At 57.1% G+C, this 19,457-nt stretch carries 19 protein-coding genes; 5 read left to right on the top strand and 14 right to left on the bottom strand.

Features of this window, described 5'->3' with window-relative positions; genetic code table 11:
• Nucleotides 1-74: 74 nt before the first annotated feature.
• The 5 genes from cobB to lolC are packed head-to-tail and all read right to left on the bottom strand — an operon-like array spanning nucleotide 75 to nucleotide 5,013.
• A complete protein-coding gene (gene cobB, locus M8014_RS18925; RefSeq protein WP_271283915.1) occupies nucleotides 75-896 on the bottom strand; it encodes a Sir2 family NAD+-dependent deacetylase in 822 nt (273 codons plus the stop codon).
• Nucleotides 897-911: 15 nt separating this feature from the next.
• On the bottom strand, nucleotides 912-1,823 hold the full coding sequence (nagK, locus tag M8014_RS18930; RefSeq protein WP_271283916.1) for an N-acetylglucosamine kinase: 912 nt from the start codon (nucleotides 1,821-1,823) through the stop codon (nucleotides 912-914).
• A 52-nt stretch (nucleotides 1,824-1,875) separates the two neighbouring features.
• Complete coding sequence (lolE, locus tag M8014_RS18935; RefSeq protein WP_271283917.1) at nucleotides 1,876-3,120, bottom strand: lipoprotein-releasing ABC transporter permease subunit LolE; 1,245 nt, start codon at nucleotides 3,118-3,120, stop codon at nucleotides 1,876-1,878.
• Nucleotides 3,120-3,821, bottom strand: coding sequence for a lipoprotein-releasing ABC transporter ATP-binding protein LolD (gene lolD / locus M8014_RS18940; RefSeq protein ID WP_271283918.1), 702 nt, complete (start codon nucleotides 3,819-3,821; stop codon nucleotides 3,120-3,122). Before lolD ends, lolE begins: the two co-directional genes overlap by 1 nt.
• Nucleotides 3,814-5,013: a lipoprotein-releasing ABC transporter permease subunit LolC gene (gene lolC / locus M8014_RS18945; RefSeq protein ID WP_271283919.1), complete on the bottom strand. Its 1,200-nt coding sequence runs from the start codon at nucleotides 5,011-5,013 to the stop codon at nucleotides 3,814-3,816. Before lolC ends, lolD begins: the two co-directional genes overlap by 8 nt.
• 270 nt (nucleotides 5,014-5,283) lie before the next feature.
• Between lolC and M8014_RS18950 the strand changes: the two genes are divergently transcribed.
• The 3 genes from M8014_RS18950 (at nucleotide 5,284) to ldtC (ending at nucleotide 11,023) form a co-directional block, all read left to right on the top strand.
• Nucleotides 5,284-6,357, top strand: a complete 1,074-nt coding sequence (locus M8014_RS18950; RefSeq protein WP_271283920.1) for an acyltransferase family protein — start codon at nucleotides 5,284-5,286, stop codon at nucleotides 6,355-6,357.
• A 108-nt stretch (nucleotides 6,358-6,465) separates the two neighbouring features.
• The gene (gene mfd / locus M8014_RS18955; RefSeq protein ID WP_271283921.1) at nucleotides 6,466-9,912 is read left to right on the top strand and encodes a transcription-repair coupling factor; all 3,447 of its coding nucleotides are present in this window, start codon (nucleotides 6,466-6,468) and stop codon (nucleotides 9,910-9,912) included.
• A 157-nt stretch (nucleotides 9,913-10,069) separates the two neighbouring features.
• Complete coding sequence (gene ldtC / locus M8014_RS18960; RefSeq protein WP_271283922.1) at nucleotides 10,070-11,023, top strand: L,D-transpeptidase LdtC; 954 nt, start codon at nucleotides 10,070-10,072, stop codon at nucleotides 11,021-11,023.
• 76 nt (nucleotides 11,024-11,099) lie between these two features.
• On the opposite strand, the gene bhsA is transcribed toward ldtC, so the two are convergent.
• Entirely contained in the window at nucleotides 11,100-11,357 is a 258-nt protein-coding gene (bhsA, locus tag M8014_RS18965; RefSeq protein WP_271283923.1) for a multiple stress resistance protein BhsA, read from the bottom strand.
• Nucleotides 11,358-11,601: 244 nt separating this feature from the next.
• On the opposite strand from bhsA, the gene M8014_RS18970 reads away from it, so the two are divergent.
• Nucleotides 11,602-12,237: a TetR/AcrR family transcriptional regulator gene (locus M8014_RS18970; RefSeq protein ID WP_271283924.1), complete on the top strand. Its 636-nt coding sequence runs from the start codon at nucleotides 11,602-11,604 to the stop codon at nucleotides 12,235-12,237.
• A gap of 484 nt (nucleotides 12,238-12,721) precedes the next feature.
• Here M8014_RS18970 and M8014_RS18975 read toward each other — a convergent pair whose 3' ends face one another.
• The 8 genes from M8014_RS18975 to hinT form a co-directional block, all read right to left on the bottom strand.
• Nucleotides 12,722-13,261: a glycine zipper 2TM domain-containing protein gene (locus tag M8014_RS18975; protein ID WP_271283925.1), complete on the bottom strand. Its 540-nt coding sequence runs from the start codon at nucleotides 13,259-13,261 to the stop codon at nucleotides 12,722-12,724.
• Nucleotides 13,262-13,458: 197 nt separating this feature from the next.
• Nucleotides 13,459-14,763, bottom strand: a complete 1,305-nt coding sequence (locus tag M8014_RS18980; protein WP_271283926.1) for an NAD(P)/FAD-dependent oxidoreductase — start codon at nucleotides 14,761-14,763, stop codon at nucleotides 13,459-13,461.
• 237 nt (nucleotides 14,764-15,000) lie between these two features.
• Complete coding sequence (gene ycfP, locus M8014_RS18985) at nucleotides 15,001-15,543, bottom strand: alpha/beta hydrolase YcfP (RefSeq protein WP_271283927.1); 543 nt, start codon at nucleotides 15,541-15,543, stop codon at nucleotides 15,001-15,003.
• Nucleotides 15,544-15,577: 34 nt separating this feature from the next.
• Nucleotides 15,578-16,603 carry a beta-N-acetylhexosaminidase gene (gene nagZ / locus M8014_RS18990; RefSeq protein WP_271283928.1) on the bottom strand — a complete coding sequence of 342 codons (1,026 nt, stop codon included), beginning with the start codon at nucleotides 16,601-16,603 and terminating at the stop codon, nucleotides 15,578-15,580.
• Nucleotides 16,604-16,614: 11 nt separating this feature from the next.
• Nucleotides 16,615-17,400, bottom strand: a complete 786-nt coding sequence (gene thiK, locus M8014_RS18995; RefSeq protein WP_272501475.1) for a thiamine kinase — start codon at nucleotides 17,398-17,400, stop codon at nucleotides 16,615-16,617.
• A 19-nt stretch (nucleotides 17,401-17,419) separates the two neighbouring features.
• Nucleotides 17,420-18,070, bottom strand: coding sequence for a penicillin-binding protein activator LpoB (gene lpoB / locus M8014_RS19000; protein WP_271283929.1), 651 nt, complete (start codon nucleotides 18,068-18,070; stop codon nucleotides 17,420-17,422).
• 10 nt (nucleotides 18,071-18,080) lie between these two features.
• Complete coding sequence (locus tag M8014_RS19005; RefSeq protein WP_271283930.1) at nucleotides 18,081-18,455, bottom strand: YcfL family putative periplasmic lipoprotein; 375 nt, start codon at nucleotides 18,453-18,455, stop codon at nucleotides 18,081-18,083.
• Nucleotide 18,456: 1 nt separating this feature from the next.
• Nucleotides 18,457-18,816: a purine nucleoside phosphoramidase gene (gene hinT / locus M8014_RS19010; RefSeq protein WP_271283931.1), complete on the bottom strand. Its 360-nt coding sequence runs from the start codon at nucleotides 18,814-18,816 to the stop codon at nucleotides 18,457-18,459.
• A 356-nt stretch (nucleotides 18,817-19,172) separates the two neighbouring features.
• Between hinT and M8014_RS19015 the strand changes: the two genes are divergently transcribed.
• On the top strand, nucleotides 19,173-19,349 hold the full coding sequence (locus M8014_RS19015) for a hypothetical protein (RefSeq protein WP_271283945.1): 177 nt from the start codon (nucleotides 19,173-19,175) through the stop codon (nucleotides 19,347-19,349).
• The last annotated feature ends 108 nt before the right edge of the window (nucleotides 19,350-19,457 follow it).

Raw genomic sequence — 19,457 nt, forward strand, 5'->3', positions numbered from 1 at the left:
CTCTCCCACAGGGAGAGGGAGTAAAAGCACGTAGGCCGGGCAAGCACAATGATGCCGCCCGGCAAATCACAATGTCATAATCCCTTCAATAACTTATCTACAAACGCCGGTACCACGTCGCTCGCCAGTCCGTAGGCTTTCTCTTCGAACTCACTCCCGACCTGGCTCGGCTCCAGATTCAGCTCCACCGTGTGCGCCCCCTGCAGCTTCGCTTCGTGGACGAATCCGGCTGCCGGGTAAACGTGCCCGGAGGTGCCAATGGCGATGAACACATCGGCCATCGCCAGCGCACTATAGATGTCATCCATTCCCAGCGGCATTTCGCCAAACCAGACCACGTGCGGGCGCAGCGGTGCGGGAAACTGGCAGCAGTGGCATTTGTCATCGAGGGTCACATCGCCGGTCCAGTTCAACACCTGGCCGCTGCTGGCGCAGCGTACCTTCAGCAGTTCACCGTGCATGTGGATCACATTCTTATTACCGGCCCGTTCGTGCAGGTTATCGATATTCTGCGTCACCAGCAGAAAACGATCCCCCAGCGCCTCTTCCAGCGCCGCCAGCGCCAGATGGGCGGCATTAGGCGCCACCTCCGGCGACTGGAGCTGACGGCGACGGGCGTTGTAGAACGCCTGCACCAGCTGCGGATTACGGGCAAAGCCTTCCGGGGTGGCGACATCTTCCACCCGATGCTCTTCCCACAGCCCGTCGGCCGCACGGAAGGTACGAATGCCTGACTCGGCGGAGATCCCCGCGCCGGTCAGCACCACGACTCTGGGTTTTTCCATCAGTTCTGGCAACGCGGCGTCCTGGAAGAAGATCCGCTGGCGTAAGCGCTCACGCAAGCGACGTTTGTTTTTGCGAAAACGGCTGAGTCGATGTGACCGACGCGACAGCATAATAACCTCGTATGGCTAGCGGGTAAGATGAAGGAACGCGGCACCGCGCATTCCCCCGGCATCGCCATGTCGTGCGCGCTCAATGCGCGGCACGCGGGCAACCGGCAGCAGATGACGCGGTAAACGTCCTGACAGCCGTTCGGCGATCGCCGTAAAGTTCGATAGTCCCCCGCCGATCACCAGCAGGTCCGGATCGACGATGGTCAGAATATTACCAAGGCACACGGCCAGCAGATCGAGGTAGCGCTCAACGTGCTCGAGAGCCTGTTCATCTCCCTGTTCCCACAGGGCGATTATTTCTGGCGCCTGCCGTTTTTGATGATAGAAGTGTTCATAAAGCCATGCAAATCCACGGCCTGAAAGGTAATTTTCGATGCAACCGTGCTGACCGCAGCCACAGCGGATCAGCGGAAAATCGCGCCCGACCACCTCCAGCGCATCCACCGGCAGGCGAATATGACCAAACTCGCCGGTGATATAGCTGCGTCCGGTAATCGCTTTGCCGTCGACGACAATCCCGCCGCCGACGCCGGTGCCGAGGATCAGACCCATCACTAACGGATATTGCTGGAACTCGTCGTCCCAGGCTTCGGAGAGGGCAAAGCAGTTCGCATCGTTGTCGAGGCGCACGTCGCGCTCCAGCAGCGCGGTAAGGTCAGCGCGCAGCGGCTTTCCGCTGGCAGCCGGGACGTTGGCGGCATACAGTGTGCCATCGTCGGTTTCCGGCATCCCAGGAATACCAATCCCGACGCTACCTTTAACGCCGAAGCGGGTATCGGCCTGCGTCACCAGCGCGACAATCGCCGTTAAGAATTCATCGTAGCTTTCGCGGGGGGTGGGAACACGGGTTTCCCACTGCAGCTTCAGGTTGCTGTCAAACACGCCCAGCGCAATTTTGGTGCCGCCAATATCAAATCCGTAATACATAACGCATTCCTCTTTCTGATCCGGCGGCAACGCTCACCGGATCATGACGTAATTACTGGCCACTGAGCACCCTCGCCGGGTCAATTTTGCTTGCGCGACGTGCCGGATACCAGCTCGCCAACAGACTCAGCAACAGCGCCGTGACCAGTACATAAACGACATCCAGCCAGTGTAATTCTGACGGCAGGAAGTCAATAAAATAGATATCGCCTGACAGGAACTGATGGCCGATCAGCGCTTCAATTCCGTTAATGATTGGCGTCAGTTGCAGTGAAACCACCACCCCGATTACCACGCCGCACAGGCTGCCCAGCAGGCCCGCCAGCAGACCGTACCAGACGAAGATGGCGCGAATAAGACCGTCCTTCGCGCCGAGGGTGCGCAGCACGGCAATGTCGCCGCTCTTGTCTTTTACCGCCATCACCAGGGTGGAGACGATGTTAAAGCAGGCCACGCCGATCACCAGTACCATCGCCAGATACATGATGGCGCGGATCATCTGGATGTCGCGGTACATATAGCCGTACGTGCCGATCCAGCTCTTGATGTAGACGTAGCTGTTAGTCACTTCCCCGGCGTCGCGCACCAGCTTGTTGGCGTTAAAAACGTCGTTGACCTTGATGGCAATGCCGGTCACGCTGCTGCCCATATCCAGATACTGGCGCGCATCTTCGATGGGGACCATCGCAAAGCTATGATCGAGCTGGCCGCTCAATTGCAGAATGCCCGCGACGTGCAGGCGCACGCGCTTCGGCTGCTGCAGCTTATGGTCGGCACTGGCGTTGGGGATCATGATTGACACCCAGTCGCCCTGCTTCACTTTCAGCGCGTCGGCCACGCCCTTACCGATAATAATCTGCTGCTCGCCCGCCTTAAAGCTGGCCCATGCGCCGTCTTTAATAAACTGCGGCAGCGCGCTGAGCTTCTCCTCCTGGCGCGGGTTCACCCCTTTCACCTGGATAGCGCGCAGGTTGGCCCCGCTCTCCATCAGCCCGGTAAAGTTGATATACGGCGCTGCGGCGGCAATGCCCGGTACTTTTTCGACTTTGTTCAGGGCCTCGTTCCAGTTAGTCCACGGTTGGTTAACCGGCTCGATTTCACCGTGCGGCACCACCGCCAGAATGCGGTTATTCAGCTCACGCTCGAAGCCGTTCATGGCGCTCAGGCCGACGATCAGCACCGCCACGCCCAGCGCAATACCCACGGTAGAGATAACGGAAATGAGCGATACCATGCCGCCGCGACGGCGGCCCCGGCTAAAACGCAGGCCGATGAGTAACGATAACGGTGAAGCCATTAATCTGCCCCCATCAGGGTCAGCTCGGCGTTCAGGCGACCGTCACGCATCTCCAGCTGGCGGGACATGCGTTTTGCCAGCTGTAAATCGTGCGTCACCACCAGGAAGGCGGTGCCCTGCGAAGCGTTCAACTCGCCAATCAGCTGGAAGATACTGTCGGCGTTGCGGGCATCAAGGTTGCCGGTCGGTTCATCCGCCAGCACCAGTCGCGGGTTGTTGACCAGCGCACGGGCAATCGCCACGCGCTGACGCTCACCGCCGGAGAGTTCAGAAGGACGATGATTACCACGATGGCCGAGGCCGACCGCTTTCAGCATATCGCTGGCGCGGGCGTTGATCTCCGCCGGTTTCTTTTTGCCAATCAGCAGCGGCATCGCCACGTTTTCCAGGGCGGTAAAATCCGGCAGCAGGTGGTGGAACTGATAGATAAAGCCCAGCTCCCGGTTACGCAAATCGGCCTTCGCACTTGAGGACATGGCGCTCAGCGGCGTGCCGGAGAACACCACGTCACCGGAGGTAGGCGTATCCAGCCCACCCAGCAGGTGCAGCAAGGTACTTTTCCCGGAGCCTGAGGTGCCGACAATCGCCATCATCTCCCCTTCCCCGACGTTGAAGCTGACATTGTGCAGGACATCCGTCTGCACCGTGCCTTCCTGATAGCGTTTGCACAGGTTGTCGCATTGCAACAGGATCTTATTCATAGCGTAAAGCCTCAGCGGGTTGGGTGGCGGCAGCGCGCCAGGAAGGATAAAGCGTGGAGAGTAACGCAACGGCCATCGCGACCAGCGCAATGCCCACTACCTGCAGCGGCTCAATGGCCACCGGCAGGGCTGCACCGTCGAGAAGCGCGCCGATTACCGGCATCAGATTATTGAGCTGGCTGGCCAGCAAGGTGCCCAGCACCGCCCCAAGCAAGGCCCCGACGATACCGGCGCTGGCCCCCTGGACCATAAACACCGCCATGATCTGCCGGGGTGTGAGCCCCTGGGTTTGCAGGATCGCCACTTCGCCCTGCTTCTCCATCACCATCAGGCCCAGCGAGGTAATGATGTTAAAGGCGGCTACGGCGACTATCAGGCTCAGCAGCAGGCCCATCATGTTTTTTTCCATGCGTACGGCCTGGAACAGCTCGCCCTTACGCTCGCGCCAGTCCTGCCATTTGGTGCCTTCCGGCAGTTTTTGCTGACTTAAGACGTCGACCTTCAGCGGCTCGTTCAGCCACAGACGCCAGCCGGTAATATTGCCGAGCGGGTAGCGCATCAGGCGTGACGCGTCCTGGATATTGACCAGCATCTGGTAGCCGTCCACTTCACTGCTGGCGGCAAAGGTCCCAATCACGTTAAACAGACGCTGGCTCGGCAGACGCCCCATCGGGGTGAACTGGCTGGCAGAGGGCACCATCACCCGCAGCTGATCGCCGCGGTTGACCCCCAGCTGACCTGCCAACTGCTCGCCCAGAATGACGTTGTACTGGCCGGGGGCCAGATCGCTCTGCTTGACGTTCACCAGATACGGCGTCAGGGGATCTTTTTGTGCCGGGTCGATGCCAAGCATCACCCCCACCGCCACGCTGCGCGCGCTTTGCAGCACCACGTCGCCGGAGACGATCGGTGCCACGCGGCTTACGCCCTGCAGCTTGACTGCGCTTTCGGGCAGCTGCTGCGGGTTAACCGAGCCGGTAGAAGATGAAAGAATGGCCTGCGGCATCAGCCCCAGAATGTTGTTTTGCAGCTCGCGCTCAAAGCCGTTCATGACGGAGAGAACCGTCACCAGTGCCATCACGCCAAGCGTAATGCCAATGGTAGAAAGCCAGGAGACAAAGCGACCGAATCGGTCCGCGGCGCGCCCACGCATATAACGCAGGCCTATGAATAGTGCGACAGGTTGGTACATGAAATCCGTCTGTTTGCTGAGAGCAGACCCGTGAGTATATAAGCGAATCCGCCAGGGGTAAATGACTGAAACCCGGTGCTTTACTAATCATTAATCCGAAAAAACACGTTAAATCAGCAGCGTAGACAGCGATTCAACCTCCCCTGCCTCGCGACGCAGCCTGCACCTTTTCTGAAAATCGTCCGGATACAGACTCTTACCGATTACATCCCGCGCGTTGACCCACAACATGACCGGTTACTTTTATGGCAAAACAGGATTCGGTAGGCAATGAAACAAAAAGCATTATGGATTAATCAGATCAAAGGGCTCTGCATCTGCCTGGTGGTAATCTATCACTCGGTGATCACCTTTTATCCCCATCTGGATGCGCTGCAGGCCCCGCTGTCGACGCTGCTCGCCAAATGCTGGGTCTATTTTAATCTCTATCTGGCACCGTTTCGCATGCCGGTATTCTTCTTTATTTCGGGCTATCTGATCCGCCGTTACATTGACGACGTCGACTGGAAAACCTGCGTCAATAAAAGGCTGTGGAGCATTATCTGGGTGCTGGCGCTGTGGGGCGTATTGCAGTGGCAGGCGCTGACCCATCTGAATGCGTGGCTGGCACCGGAACGCGATCTCAGTAGCGCGTCGAACGCCGCCTACGCCGACTCGCTGATGGGCTTTATCACCGGGATGCTCACCGCCAGCACCAGCCTGTGGTACCTCTACGCGCTGGTGGTCTATTTCACACTGTGCAAACTGCTGCACCGCTGGAAGCTGCCGCTGATTGGCCTGCTGGCGCTGGTCAGCATCGCGATTAATTTCCTGCCGCTGCCGTGGTGGGGAATGAACAGCGTGGTGCGTAATATGGTCTATTACAGCCTGGGCGCCTGGTACGGCATGCAGTTGATGACGTGGATGCAAACCCGCGTCTGGCGCCGCGACGGGCTGGCGGTGGCCGCCTTTGGGCTGGTCTCGGTTGCGCTGTGGTTCGCCAACGTTCCCCTGCCGCTGTCGCTGCTGTCGATTCTGCTGATCATGACCGTGTTTTACCGCTTTGAGCAGCGCTACGCCGTGCAGCCTGACAACCTGCTGAACGTGGTGGGCTCTAACACCATTGCGATTTACACCACTCACCGCATTCTGATTGAAGGGGCCAGCCTGGTGCTGATCGGCGAGCTGAACGCGGGCCGCTGGCCGGTGTGGGCCGAACTGACGCTGATCCTGGTCTATCCGTTCGTCAGTTTGCTGGCCTGCACGCTGGTAGGACTGGGGGCGCGCAAGCTCTCCAGCGCCCTGATGGGGGATATTTTCTTTAGCCCGCCCGCGCGTCCTGCACCGGCTCAGGCTGCGCGCTAACGCCCGACTTCACGCTGCGTGCGGTTCGGGTTTGCTAATGCAAAACGATCAAGGATAATAAAGACATTGTGTATCAGTGATATGCCCATAAGAGATCCTGACAAAGCCATGCCTGAACAATATCGTTTTACCTTGCCCGGCAAAGCGGGCGACCAACGCCAGTTGGGTGAACTCACGGGTGCGGCCTGCGCCACGCTGGTTGCCGAGATTGCAGAGCGCTATCCAGGGCCAGTGGTGTTGGTTGCGCCGGACATGCAAAACGCCCTGCGCCTGCATGATGAAATCCGCCAGTTTACCGATCATCTGATCACCAGCCTGGCCGACTGGGAGACGTTGCCCTACGACAGTTTCTCGCCGCACCAGGAAATTATCTCCTCGCGGCTCTCCACGCTGTATCAGCTGCCGACCATGCAGCGCGGCGTGCTGATTGTGCCGGTCAATACCCTGATGCAGCGCGTCTGCCCGCACAGCTATCTGCACGGGCATGCGCTGGTGATGAAAAAAGGCCAGCGTCTCTCAAGGGATGCCCTGCGCGTCCAGCTCGACAGCGCCGGTTATCGCCATGTGGATCAGGTGATGGAGCACGGGGAATACGCCACCCGCGGCGCCCTGCTCGACCTGTTCCCGATGGGCAGCGCCCAGCCCTATCGCCTGGATTTCTTCGATGATGAAATCGACAGCCTGCGCCTGTTTGATGCCGATACCCAGCGTACGCTGGAGGAAGTTGAGGCCATTAACCTGCTGCCTGCCCACGAGTTCCCGACCGACAAAACCGCCATCGAGCTGTTCCGCAGCCAGTGGCGCGATAAGTTTGAGGTCAAACGCGATGCGGAGCATATCTATCAGCAGGTGAGCAAAGGTACGCTGCCTGCGGGGATCGAATACTGGCAGCCGCTGTTCTTTAGCGAGCCGCTGCCAGCGCTGTTCAGCTACTTCCCGGCCAATACGCTGGTGCTCAACACCGGCGATCTGGAGGCCAGCGCCACCCGCTTTGAGAGTGAGACCCGTGCGCGCTTTGAGAATCGCGGCGTTGATCCGATGCGCCCGCTGCTGGAGCCGGAGCTGCTGTGGCTGCGCACCGACGAGCTGTTCAGCGAGCTCAAGCGCTGGCCGCGCGTGCAGCTCAAAACCGGCAATCTGCCGGACAAAGCCGCCAACACCAACCTGGCCTATCAGGCCTTACCGGATCTGGCCGTGCAGGCGCAGAACAAATCCCCGCTGGATAACCTGCGTAAGTTCCTCGAAGCCTTTACCGGACCGGTTGTCTTCTCGGTGGAGAGCGAGGGGCGTCGCGAGGCATTGGGCGAACTGTTAGGCCGCATCAAGCTGGCGCCGAAGCGGATCCTGCGTCTCGACGAGGCCAGCGGTAACGGCCGCTATCTGATGATCGGCGCGGCCGAACACGGGTTTATCGATACGCTGAATAACCTGGCGCTAATCTGCGAAAGCGATCTGCTGGGCGAACGCGTGGCGCGCCGTCGTCAGGACAGCCGTCGCACCATTAACCCGGATACGTTGATCCGCAACCTGGCGGAGCTGCATCCGGGTCAGCCGATTGTCCATCTGGAACACGGCGTGGGCCGCTATGCGGGGATGACCACCCTGGAGGCCGGTGGCATCAAGGCCGAATACCTGATGCTGATTTATGCGAACGACGCCAGGCTGTACGTACCGGTGTCGTCGCTGCATCTGATTAGCCGCTACGCGGGCGGAGCGGAAGATAATGCCCCGCTGCACAAGCTCGGGAGCGATGCCTGGACGCGGGCGCGGCAAAAAGCGGCGGAAAAAGTGCGTGACGTGGCGGCCGAGCTGCTGGATATCTACGCCCAGCGGGCGGCGAAAACCGGCTATGCCTTTAAGCACGATCGCGAGCAGTATCAGCTGTTCTGCGACAGCTTCCCGTTTGAAACCACTCCGGATCAGGCCCAGGCGATTAACGCGGTACTGAGTGATATGTGCCAGCCGTTGGCGATGGACAGGCTGGTGTGCGGCGACGTGGGCTTCGGTAAAACCGAAGTCGCAATGCGCGCCACCTTCCTGGCAGTGGAGAACAACAAGCAGGTGGCGGTGCTGGTACCGACCACCCTGCTGGCGCAGCAGCATTATGATAACTTCCGTGACCGCTTCGCCAACTGGCCAGTGCGCATCGAGATGCTGTCGCGTTTTCGCAGCGCCAAAGAGCAGGCACTTATTCTGGAGCAGGCCAGCGAAGGCAAAATCGACATTCTGATCGGCACCCATAAACTGCTGCAAAGCGACGTGAAATGGAAAGATCTGGGCCTGCTGATTGTCGATGAAGAGCACCGCTTTGGCGTGCGCCACAAAGAGCGCATCAAAGCGATGCGCGCCGACGTGGACATCCTGACCCTTACCGCCACGCCGATCCCGCGCACGTTGAATATGGCGATGAGCGGCATGCGCGACCTGTCGATTATCGCCACCCCACCCGCCCGTCGTCTGGCGGTGAAAACCTTTGTCCGTGAGTACGATAGTCTGGTGGTGCGCGAGGCAATCCTGCGTGAAGTGCTGCGCGGCGGCCAGGTCTATTACCTCTATAACGACGTTGAGAATATCCAGAAAGCGGCAGACAAACTGGCCGAGCTGGTGCCGGAGGCGCGGATCGCCATCGGTCACGGCCAGATGCGCGAACGCGAGCTGGAACGGGTGATGAACGATTTCCACCACCAGCGTTTTAACGTGCTGGTCTGCACCACCATTATCGAAACCGGGATCGATATTCCTACCGCCAACACCATCATTATTGAACGGGCGGACCACTTTGGGCTGGCGCAGCTGCACCAGCTGCGTGGTCGTGTCGGACGCTCGCACCATCAGGCCTACGCCTGGCTGATGACCCCACACCCGAAAGCAATGACCACCGATGCGCAAAAGCGCCTTGAAGCCATCGCCTCGCTGGAAGATTTGGGCGCAGGCTTTGCGCTGGCGACGCACGACCTCGAGATCCGCGGTGCGGGCGAGCTGCTCGGGGAAGATCAGAGCGGCTCGATGGAGACCATCGGCTTCTCGCTGTATATGGAGCTGCTGGAAAACGCCGTCGATGCCCTGAAAGCCGGGCGCGAGCCGTCGCTGGAAGATCTCACCAGCCAGCAGACCGAAGTGGAGCTGCGGATGCCTGCCCTGCTGCCGGATGATTTTATCCCTGACGTGAATACCCGCCTGTCATTCTACAAACGCATTGCCAGCGCCAAAGACGAAGCCAGCCTCGACGAGATTAAAGTGGAGCTGATCGACCGCTTTGGTCTGCTGCCGGATGCGGCACGCAACCTGCTGGATATCGCCCGTTTACGCCAGCAGGCGCAGAAGCTGGGGATCCGTAAGCTGGAGAGCCATGATAAAGGCGGCGTGATTGAGTTTGCCGAGAAGAACCACGTCGATCCGATGTGGCTGATTGGCCTGCTGCAGAAACAGCCCCAGCATTACCGGCTGGATGGCCCGACGCGGCTGAAATTCACCCAGGATCTGGCGGAACGCAAAACGCGCATGGACTGGGTACGCACCTTCGTCCGTCAGCTCGAAGAGAACACCGTTGCCTGACGGATGGTCGGGTGAGTGCTTGCACTCACCCGACTTTATTCTCCCGCACAATTTACAAACTCTTTGCACTTCACCTGGATTTCCCGACACACCCATTGGCCATAATTATTGATTAACGTTCAGATAACAATAATCTTTATTGCTGTGGATGCTGGTGATGATGACCTCTTCGCGTTTTACCCGTTGGATAACGCTGGCTGCGCTGCTGGCGACGGTGGCTCTTTCCCTGCCCGCGCGTGCCAATACCTGGCCTCTTCCCCCTGCCGGGAGTCGGTTAGTGGGCGAAAACCGCTTTCATGTGGTGGAAAATGACGGCGGCTCGCTGGAAGCGATTGCCAAAAAATACAACGTCGGTTTCCTGGCGCTGCTGCAGGCCAACCCGGGCGTTGACGCCTACGTGCCGCGCGCAGGCTCGGTGCTGACCATTCCGTTACAGACCCTGCTGCCCGATGCCCCGCGGGAAGGGATCGTGATTAACCTCGCCGAACTGCGCCTCTACTATTACCCACCGGGTAAAAATGAGGTCACGGTTTACCCGATCGGCATCGGTCAGCTCGACAGCGACACCCTGACGCCAACGATGGTGACCACCGTGTCGGACAAACGCGCCAACCCAACCTGGACCCCGACGGCCAATATCCGCGCCCGCTATAAAGCCCAGGGTATTGATTTGCCTGCCGTAGTCCCTGCCGGACCGGAAAACCCGATGGGCCATCACGCGATCCGCCTTGCGGCCTATGGCGGGGTATATCTGCTGCACGGGACCAATGCTGACTTTGGTATTGGTATGCGCGTGAGTTCAGGCTGCATTCGCCTGCGTGATGGTGATATCGAGACGCTGTTCCGCGTGATCCAGCCAGGCACCAGGGTCAATATCATGAATACGCCGATTAAGGTCTCTGAAGAGCCGGGCGGTGTTCGCCTTGTCGAGGTGCATCAGCCGCTGTCGAAACAGCTTAATGACGATCCGCAAACCCTGCCGATTGTGCTGAATGCCGCAATGCAGAGCTTTAAAGCCAGCGCTGATGAGGCGGTAATGGAGCGTGCTCTGGAGGCGCGTGCCGGGATGCCGATTGACGTGACCCGTCATTCTGAAATCCAGTCGCTGTAATATTTTACGCAAAAAAAACGCTCTGCCTGGGCAGAGCGTTTTTTTATCGCAGTGGCATAAGAGGGTTATGCACTGCTTATTTGTAGATAACCGCAGTACCGTGCAGGTTGTTCGGGCCGGTAACAGAGGTGATACGGAACGATTTCGCACCCATTTCATCGGCTTTTTGCGCCAGCTGGCTTTCCAGTGAACTCAGATTAGTCCCGGCATTCGCCGAGATGGTGCCAAGTTTCTGTTGATCGGCAGGCGTGGCCTGTACCTGAACGGCAGCAAAGCTGGCAAATGAGAGTGAGCTCAGTACGGTAGCGGCGATCAGCATTTTTACGTTTTTCATATTTATTACCTTAATTGCAGATGACAGGGAGGTCGTAAGAATTAACTTAACGATCGATAACCAAATGATAAGTGTGATCCGGGTCACGCGTCAAATTATTTTTATAACGACCGTTAAAATAAATTCAAAAGCGTTAAAATTCATATTGATATAAAGAGAAGTTTTTTATGCAATCAGCGCTGGTCGTCACCCTGGATTATTTTTATAATGGTCGTTCAACAAACCAACAGAGGTACAACGGCTGATGACAACCGACGACACGCGTTGCGTAAAAAAAAGCCGTGGCCGACCAAAAGTGTTCGACAGGGACGCGGCGCTCGATAAGGCTATGACGCTGTTCTGGCAGCACGGGTACGAAGCGACTTCGCTTGCCGATCTTGTGGAAGCGACCGGGGCCAAAGCGCCGACGCTGTATGCTGAATTTACCAATAAAGAGGGGCTGTTCCGTGCGGTGCTGGATCGCTATATCACCTGCTTCGCCGCCCGCCACGAAGCCCAGCTGTTTTGCGAAGAGAAGCGCGTAGAACAAGCGCTGGAAGATTATTTCACGGCCGTCGCCACCTGCTTTACCAGCAAAGAGACGCCGGCGGGCTGCTTTATGATCAACACCTCTGCGACGCTTGCTGCTGCATCAAAAGAGATTGCTCATACGGTGAAATCCCGGCATGCGATGCAGGAAGAGACGCTGGGCCAGTTTTTGTTCCAGCGCCAGCAACGCGGTGAGATCCCCGCCGGATGTGATCCTAAAGCCCTGGCACAGTATCTGAGCTGTATTTTACAGGGCATGTCGATCAGCGCCCGCGAAGGCGCAAGCCTGGAGAATTTGCAGAAGATTACGCGCATGACCCTGCGCCTGTGGCCTGAACTGCTAAAAGCCTGACGATTCAGGGCGGTACCCCGCCCTGATCTTATCCTGCCTGCTCGGCTTTGCCGAAAACTCGCTAAAACCGATCCCCTCTCGTCAACCACCTGCTATTCTTAACGAGTGATAATTGTTCTGCTAATGATTAGCGGAAATTAACCACGGAACCTGCTTTTCTGGCTAATCACATTCAGAAGGAGAATAGACATGATTTTACTATTACCATTGATTAAGGTGTTGATAGTAATCACTGTGTTATTCGGTCTCTGGGTTTTATGTGGTGGTTCAGTTTTATTTGCTTTTGTCTCCGTACTGATTACGGGATTTTTGCTACTGCGACAGTATAACGATTTTGACCTGTAACCACTGTAACCCAGCCCTGCCTTAAGAAAGACCTTGTCTTTGCCGCGCTATGCGTGGGCATGAGAAGGTCTTTTTTTATGCACAAAAAAAGCTCCCCAGCCTGAGCGAATGGGGAGCCAAGTGCAGAGAACAGATTTTTTTATGCTTTGTTATTCAGTACCAGCTGACCTTCATTGTTCAGCGGAATTTGCGTGCCGGGGTCTTTATCCATGCGGATTTTGCCCTGCTGATCGCCAATTTTGTACGTCACATCGTAACCGAGCATTTTTTCCGATTTGTCATACACGGTTTTACAGCGCTGCTGCGTGGTGGTGTAGGTGTCACGATCCTGCATAGCGCCCTGAACCTGATGACCGGCATAGCCGCCCCCCAACGCACCAGCTACGGTGGCGATATCTTTCCCACGCCCCCCGCCAAACTGATGACCAATCACGCCGCCCGCTACCGCGCCCAGCACGGAACCGGCAATCCGGTTTTCATCCTGTACAGGACGTCGGTGCGTCACGGTGACGTTACGGCACTCCTGGCGCGGAGATTTAACCGTCTCTTTAATCGGGGTCGCCGAAACGACCTGTGCATACTGCGGGCCACGCTCAAACACATTCAGACTGGCAACTGCCGCCACGCCTAACGCGGCAACCACGCCAATCCCTATACCTGCCACCATGGATTTATTCACGGGACAACCTCCTTTTTATTGCTATTGGTAACAATTCTGCAACCAAAGAGGGGTAATCGCAAATCAGATAAGGGCGCAAAAATGGGGGAACAAGCGGGAAAACGGCGTGATTCAGAGAACTCTTAGCCTGTGAAAGGCATTGTGCAGAGCGATATGCTGTAAAAAGCCCCTCCGGCGCGTGCGGAGGGGCGCAGGGATCAGTGCAGCTTCAGGCGCGGACGGATCACCCGGTTGATACTGCCCACCAGCATCATCAGCCCGGTTTTGAAGTAACCGTGTAGCGCGACCTGGTGCATACGGTACAGCGAGATGTAGACGAAGCGTGCAATACGCCCTTCCACCATCATCGAGCCACGCATCAGGTTACCCATCAGGCTGCCGACGGTTGAGAAGTTAGACAGCGACACCAGAGAGCCGTGGTCTTTGTAGACGTAGGTCTTCAGGGTTTTGCCCTTCTCCTGGGCGAGGATGTTATGCAGCGCCAGGCTGGCCATCTGGTGTGCGGCCTGGGCGCGCGGTGGCACAAATCCGCCTTCCGGACGGGCACAAGAGGCGCAGTCGCCGATGGCGTAGATATTCGGATCGCGCGTCGTTTGCAGCGTCGGTTCCACCACCAGCTGGTTAATGCGGTTGGTTTCCAGACCACCGATCTCTTTCATGAAATCAGGCGCTTTAATGCCCGCCGCCCAGACCATCAGATCGGCTTTGATGTGCTCGCCATCTTTGGTGTGCAGGCCGTGTTCATCGGCGCTGGTGACCATTGTCTGGGTCAGGACACGCACGCCCATCTTGGTCAGCTCGCTGTGTGCAGCGCTGGAGATTCGCGGCGGCAGCGCAGGCAGAATACGCTCACCCGCTTCCACCAGCGTTACGTTCAGCGCGTCGTTGGTCAAACCTTTGTAACCATAGCTGTGCAGCTGTTTCACCGCGTTATGCAGTTCGGCAGAGAGCTCAACGCCGGTCGCACCGCCGCCGACGATGGTAATGTTGACCTTGCCATTCGCGCCGAGGTTATTGGAGTATTTCAGGAACAGGTTCAGCATTTCCTGGTGGAAACGACGCGCCTGGTGCGGGTTGTCGAGGAAGATGCAGTGCTCTTTCACGCCCGGGGTGTTGAAGTCGTTGGAGGTACTGCCCAGCGCCATTACCAGGGTGTCGTACGCCAGCTTGCGCTCCGGCACCAGCAGCTCGCCCTTCTCATCGCGCAGCTCCGCCAGGGTAATGGTTTTGCTTTCACGGTTGATGTCCATCACTGAACCCAGCTGGAACTGGAAATCGTGGTTGCGCGCATGCGCCAGATAGCTCAGCGCATCCACGCCCTCATCCAGAGAGCCGGTGGCCACTTCGTGCAGCAGCGGTTTCCACAGATGGCTATGGTTGCGATCAACGAGCGTAACTTTGGCTTTTTTACCGCGTCCGAGTTTTTTACCCAGCTGCGTAGCCAGTTCTAAGCCGCCAGCACCGCCGCCCACAATCACTATCTTTTTCAATGGCGTAGTCAACGTGACCCCCTCAAATTATTAACCAATTGTTAACTAAAAGTTATAAAAATAACCTTTAGTTAACAACAAGTTACAGCACTGAAACCATTCAACTGCCATGAGAATAACATGATCGGTGCATTGGTCATACCAAAATTGATGTGCGTCAAGTTTTGCCGCTTGAAAATTAATCAAGCTTAGCAAAAAGAAAACCCGGCTAACGTTTCGTTGCCGGGTTTAGATGAAAAAGCGAGGGGATTAACCTAAGGTTTTAAAGGCCTTGATGCGCTGCAGGTGCGGGGCGATATTCTTGAACTTATGCGTCTGCTGTTCATCCCAGACAATTTCATAGTAGTGGTGCAGTAACTCCGCCGAGCGCGAACTGTTAAGGGCTTCGTCGCTGCGGGAGAGGATCACCAGGCAGCGATCGCGGTTCTTCTCGCGGAAGTTGCTCACGCATTTGGTGGCGATATCCACATACTCTTCCGGCCGGTCGATTTTGCCCTCCATGTTCTCATTCGGGAACAGGTTCGGGTTGAACACCACCTGGCGGATATCACACAAGAAGCCAATACGCTCCGCCCAGTATCCCCCCAGGCCGACGCCGCAAATCAACGGACGCTCATCAACGTTTAGCTGCAGCATTTTGTCCACTTCTTTCAGCAGATGCTGCATATCGTGTTTCGGATGACGCGTGCTGTAGCTAATCAGCCGTACATCCGGATCAATAAACTGCAACTGCAGGACTTTCTCGTGATTACCGGGACTGTTCGAATCAAAACCGTGCAAATAGATGATCATCGTATCCTCGCCACACTACGCTTACCAGGAAGGGTTACTGCTCCGCTTTATGCGCCTGCCATTGCTCATGAAGCGCCTCAAGCTGCGCATTCACGGTTTTCCAGCGTGCGGAATCCCGCAGCTCCTGACGGCTAAAAGAACCTTTATGATACAATTGTGTAACACGCTCAGCATTGATCGGCGACAGGTTATCCAACACGCTGACGGCACCTTTACGATTATTGCAGACCAGGATCATATCGCAACCCGCATCCAGCGATGCCTGACCGCGTTCCGCGTAGCTCCCCATAATTGCCGCCCCTTCCATCGACAGATCGTCAGAGAAAATCACACCGTTAAAGCCCAGCTCCTGACGCAGCACGGTTTTTAGCCAGTGTGGCGAGCCGCTGGCCGGGCGCGGATCGACATCGGTGTAGATCACATGCGCAGGCATAATGGCATCAAGCTTGTTGTCGCTGATAAGCGAGCGGAAGACAGACATGTCTCTGGCGCGGATCTGCGCCTCAGCGCGCGGATCGCGCGGGGTCTCTTTATGCGAGTCCGCCGTCACGGCACCGTGACCCGGGAAATGTTTGCCGGTGGTTTTCATTCCGGCATCATGCATGCCGTCAATAAAGCGGGTCGCCATCTGCAGCGCTTTTTGCGGCTCGTCATGATAAGCACGCTCACCGATGGCGGCACTGATATGCCCGACGTCGAGCACCGGGGCAAAGCTGATATCAATATCCATGGCGATCATCTCGCTGGCCATCAGCCAGCCTGCATCCTGCGCCAGTTTACCGCCCTCTTCCATCCCGAGCAGCGCAGCAAACGACTGGGCAGCCGGCAGACGGGTAAAGCCATCGCGAAAACGCTGTACCCGACCGCCTTCCTGATCCACGGCCACCACCAGACGGTGATGCGAAGCGTCGCGGATCTGGCGAACCAGCTCGCGCAGCTGCGCGGGATCGTGATAATTGCGGGTAAACAGGATCAAGCCCCCTACCTGCGGATGCGCCAGAATTTCACGCTCTTCCGCATCCAGCTCATAACCTTCCACATCCAACATGACCGGACCCACACACACCTCCCTTATTCCATTTTTGATAACTGGCGCCAACTTGCATCGGCCAGTGCAATAAATTGTTTGTCTTGCGTTTGCTGCCAGCGCAGCTCAAACCAGCCCGCCATCAGCATCTGTACCCAGGGGCGCCAGCGCGCCACCTGACGCTGTAGCAGGGTTAAATCCAGCTTTGCGGCTTGCGCATAGGCGGCCAGCAGGTGCTGACGCTGCGCGCTATTGTCGGTCCAGACGCTGGCAAGCTCCAGCGCAATGTCACCGTCGCCCGCATATTCCCAGTCCAGCAGCCGGGGCCCTGACCGGGTGATGACGATATTACCTGCATGCACATCCATATGCAGTGGCGCCAGTCTCAAAGGTCGCGGCTCGCCCCGTTTTTGCAGCCGTTTATACCATCGTAGCCACGACGGTGTACGCCGGGAGGGCGAAGCCTGCAGCCAGTATTGCTCCAGCAGCGGCATCAGGGTGATGCGCCAGCCAAACGGCGGCTGCTGATGCAGATGAATAAGCATTGCGACAAGCTCAGGGGCGGGTGGCAGCGCGGGGGCGACATCACCGGCCAGATAGTCAACCGCCAGCCAGTCGGGGCTGAAAAAGTGCGGCCTGGGTGCAAGGTCGGCGGGAAGATGGCGTAGCGCGTGATACTGGCGGCGAAAATGGGCCCGCGTGGCAAGCCCGGCATGATACTGACGCAGCACCAGACGGTGCGAATCATGCTCAATAATGCAACTCGCGCCGCTCAGCCCGGGATGGGCCTGCGGCGCGAGAAGACGATAGTGCGGGAAAAAGCGCGACATCAGCGTGTCGCGCGTCAGATTACTGTTGCTGAACTGCACCTTTACCTGACCAGATAATTTCACCTGTCTGAACCAGCATCAGCTGCATTTGCAGGGCTGGCGCGTTGACGTTGCCGGTCGCACTGGAGTAAAGCACGTACTGCGCGCCCACGTTGCGGGCAATGCCGATAGCTTTACTGCGCGATCCGAGGCTGTCCTGCGGTGAAAGGCCTAACTGCTGCTTGGCCACACCCAGCTGCTGGGCCGACACCAGAGTAAATTTCCCGTTGTTCGCCAGCGCATTGCGCAGGGTTTCCGTCGCTTCACCGGCGTTCAGGCTGCCATTGGTGCGGTTATTGACGCTATCCACCAGCAGCACGCTGCCTGCGGTAACGCCCTGGGCCTGCAGCATTTTACCCACCATCGGCTGCATCGCACCGTTCCAGTCGTAATGACGTTCGCGCGGCGCAGGCTGAGCGGTGGCATCCGGATGTTCAATCGGACCCGGCTGCGACGGTACCGTTGGCACGCTTGGCACCACCGGGACCGGCTGCGTCGGCTGAACCGGCTGCTCGGTGCCCGGCTTCACTTCTTCTACCGGCGCAGGTGGCTGCTCAGTGCGGCTAATACAGCCCGACAGGAAAAGTGCAAAAGCCGTGACGAGCGCGTAACGACTGATGTTTTTAATCAAGGTTCACCCCTCAAAGATATAGATAAAGTCTGACCTTATGCGCACCCAGATAATTCGCGCTGCCGTACAGCGTGATCGCCGATCTTGCCGGGAGAGTCACGCTGCGCGGCGCCTCAAGCGGGTGCATTTCCAGGCCTCTGGCGTCATACCAGAAAAAACGGTAATGGACGGTAACCGGCTCATCTCTTTCATTAAACAGCGAAGAGGACGCGGACGGATTGGTGTCGCTCACCGTCAGCGAAGGTTGGTCGGCGGTGATCCCGGCCGCCAGCACGGATGATTCCATGACCAGCGTCTGATCGTCATTGACCGGTATTGACGGTTTGCTGCTGCATCCCGCCAGTAGCATCACCACGACCAGCGCCGCCGTCCATCCTCTTTGCATGTTAAAGACCTTTATACGCCAGCATCGGCCCCAGCGGTCGACCGCCCAGCAGATGCATATGAATGTGATAAACTTCCTGACCACCATGGCGATTACAATTCATGATCAAACGATAACCGTCTTCGGCAACCCCTTCCTGCTCAGCAATTTTTGCTGCTACTGTCAGCATACGGCCTAAAGCCACTTCATGCTCAGTTTTCACGTCATTGACCGTCGGAATCAGAATATTAGGAATGATCAGGATATGAGTCGGCGCCTGCGGTGAAATATCGCGAAAAGCCGTGACCAGTTCATCCTGATAGACGATATCTGCCGGGATCTCGCGACGGATAATTTTACTGAAAATGGTTTCTTCAGCCATGAGGTTTTCCTTATTCATTTAATCTGGCGGCGTGCCCGGCAACCACCCACCTGGCGCAGGCGCATAATAATGTGATGCAACGCATGAGTATGAGCGACTTTCTCCTGACCTTTCAACCTTATCCCTCGATTTCTTTCTTTATCGTGCAATTTCTGCTCTGACGTTCACTGCCCTTCCCCCTGAAATCCTGAAACCTAATTTCATTTACGGCTGAAACGTCTGTTTACAGGTTTAATCACAATGCGTATATTTCGCATTTGCATTTTCATGCGCATTTTTAACATAGAAAACGACCTCAGACTGTGCTTACAGAACTGGGGCATAACATTCACAATTCACTCAGAAAGGGTTTTTCGATGTCTTTCATGAATCACTCCAGGGACGGGCAACGCCAGCCAGTCGCCAAACCATCGCTGCTGGCAGCCTGTATTGCTTTCGCGTTAATCCCCGCAACCGGCTTTGCCGCACCGACCGAAGATACCGTGATTGTTGATGGGACTGCCCAGTCGGGTTCTGATCCTACCCGCGAATAGTGGACACGCGACTAAGTGAGTAAACTCTCAATCAGAGGTGACTCATGACAAAACCAGCATCAACCAGTAAGAAGCCACGCAAACAGCACACGCCAGAATTCCGCAACG

The organism is Silvania hatchlandensis, from assembly GCF_025564065.1.
Classification (GTDB): domain Bacteria; phylum Pseudomonadota; class Gammaproteobacteria; order Enterobacterales; family Enterobacteriaceae; genus Enterobacter; species Enterobacter hatchlandensis.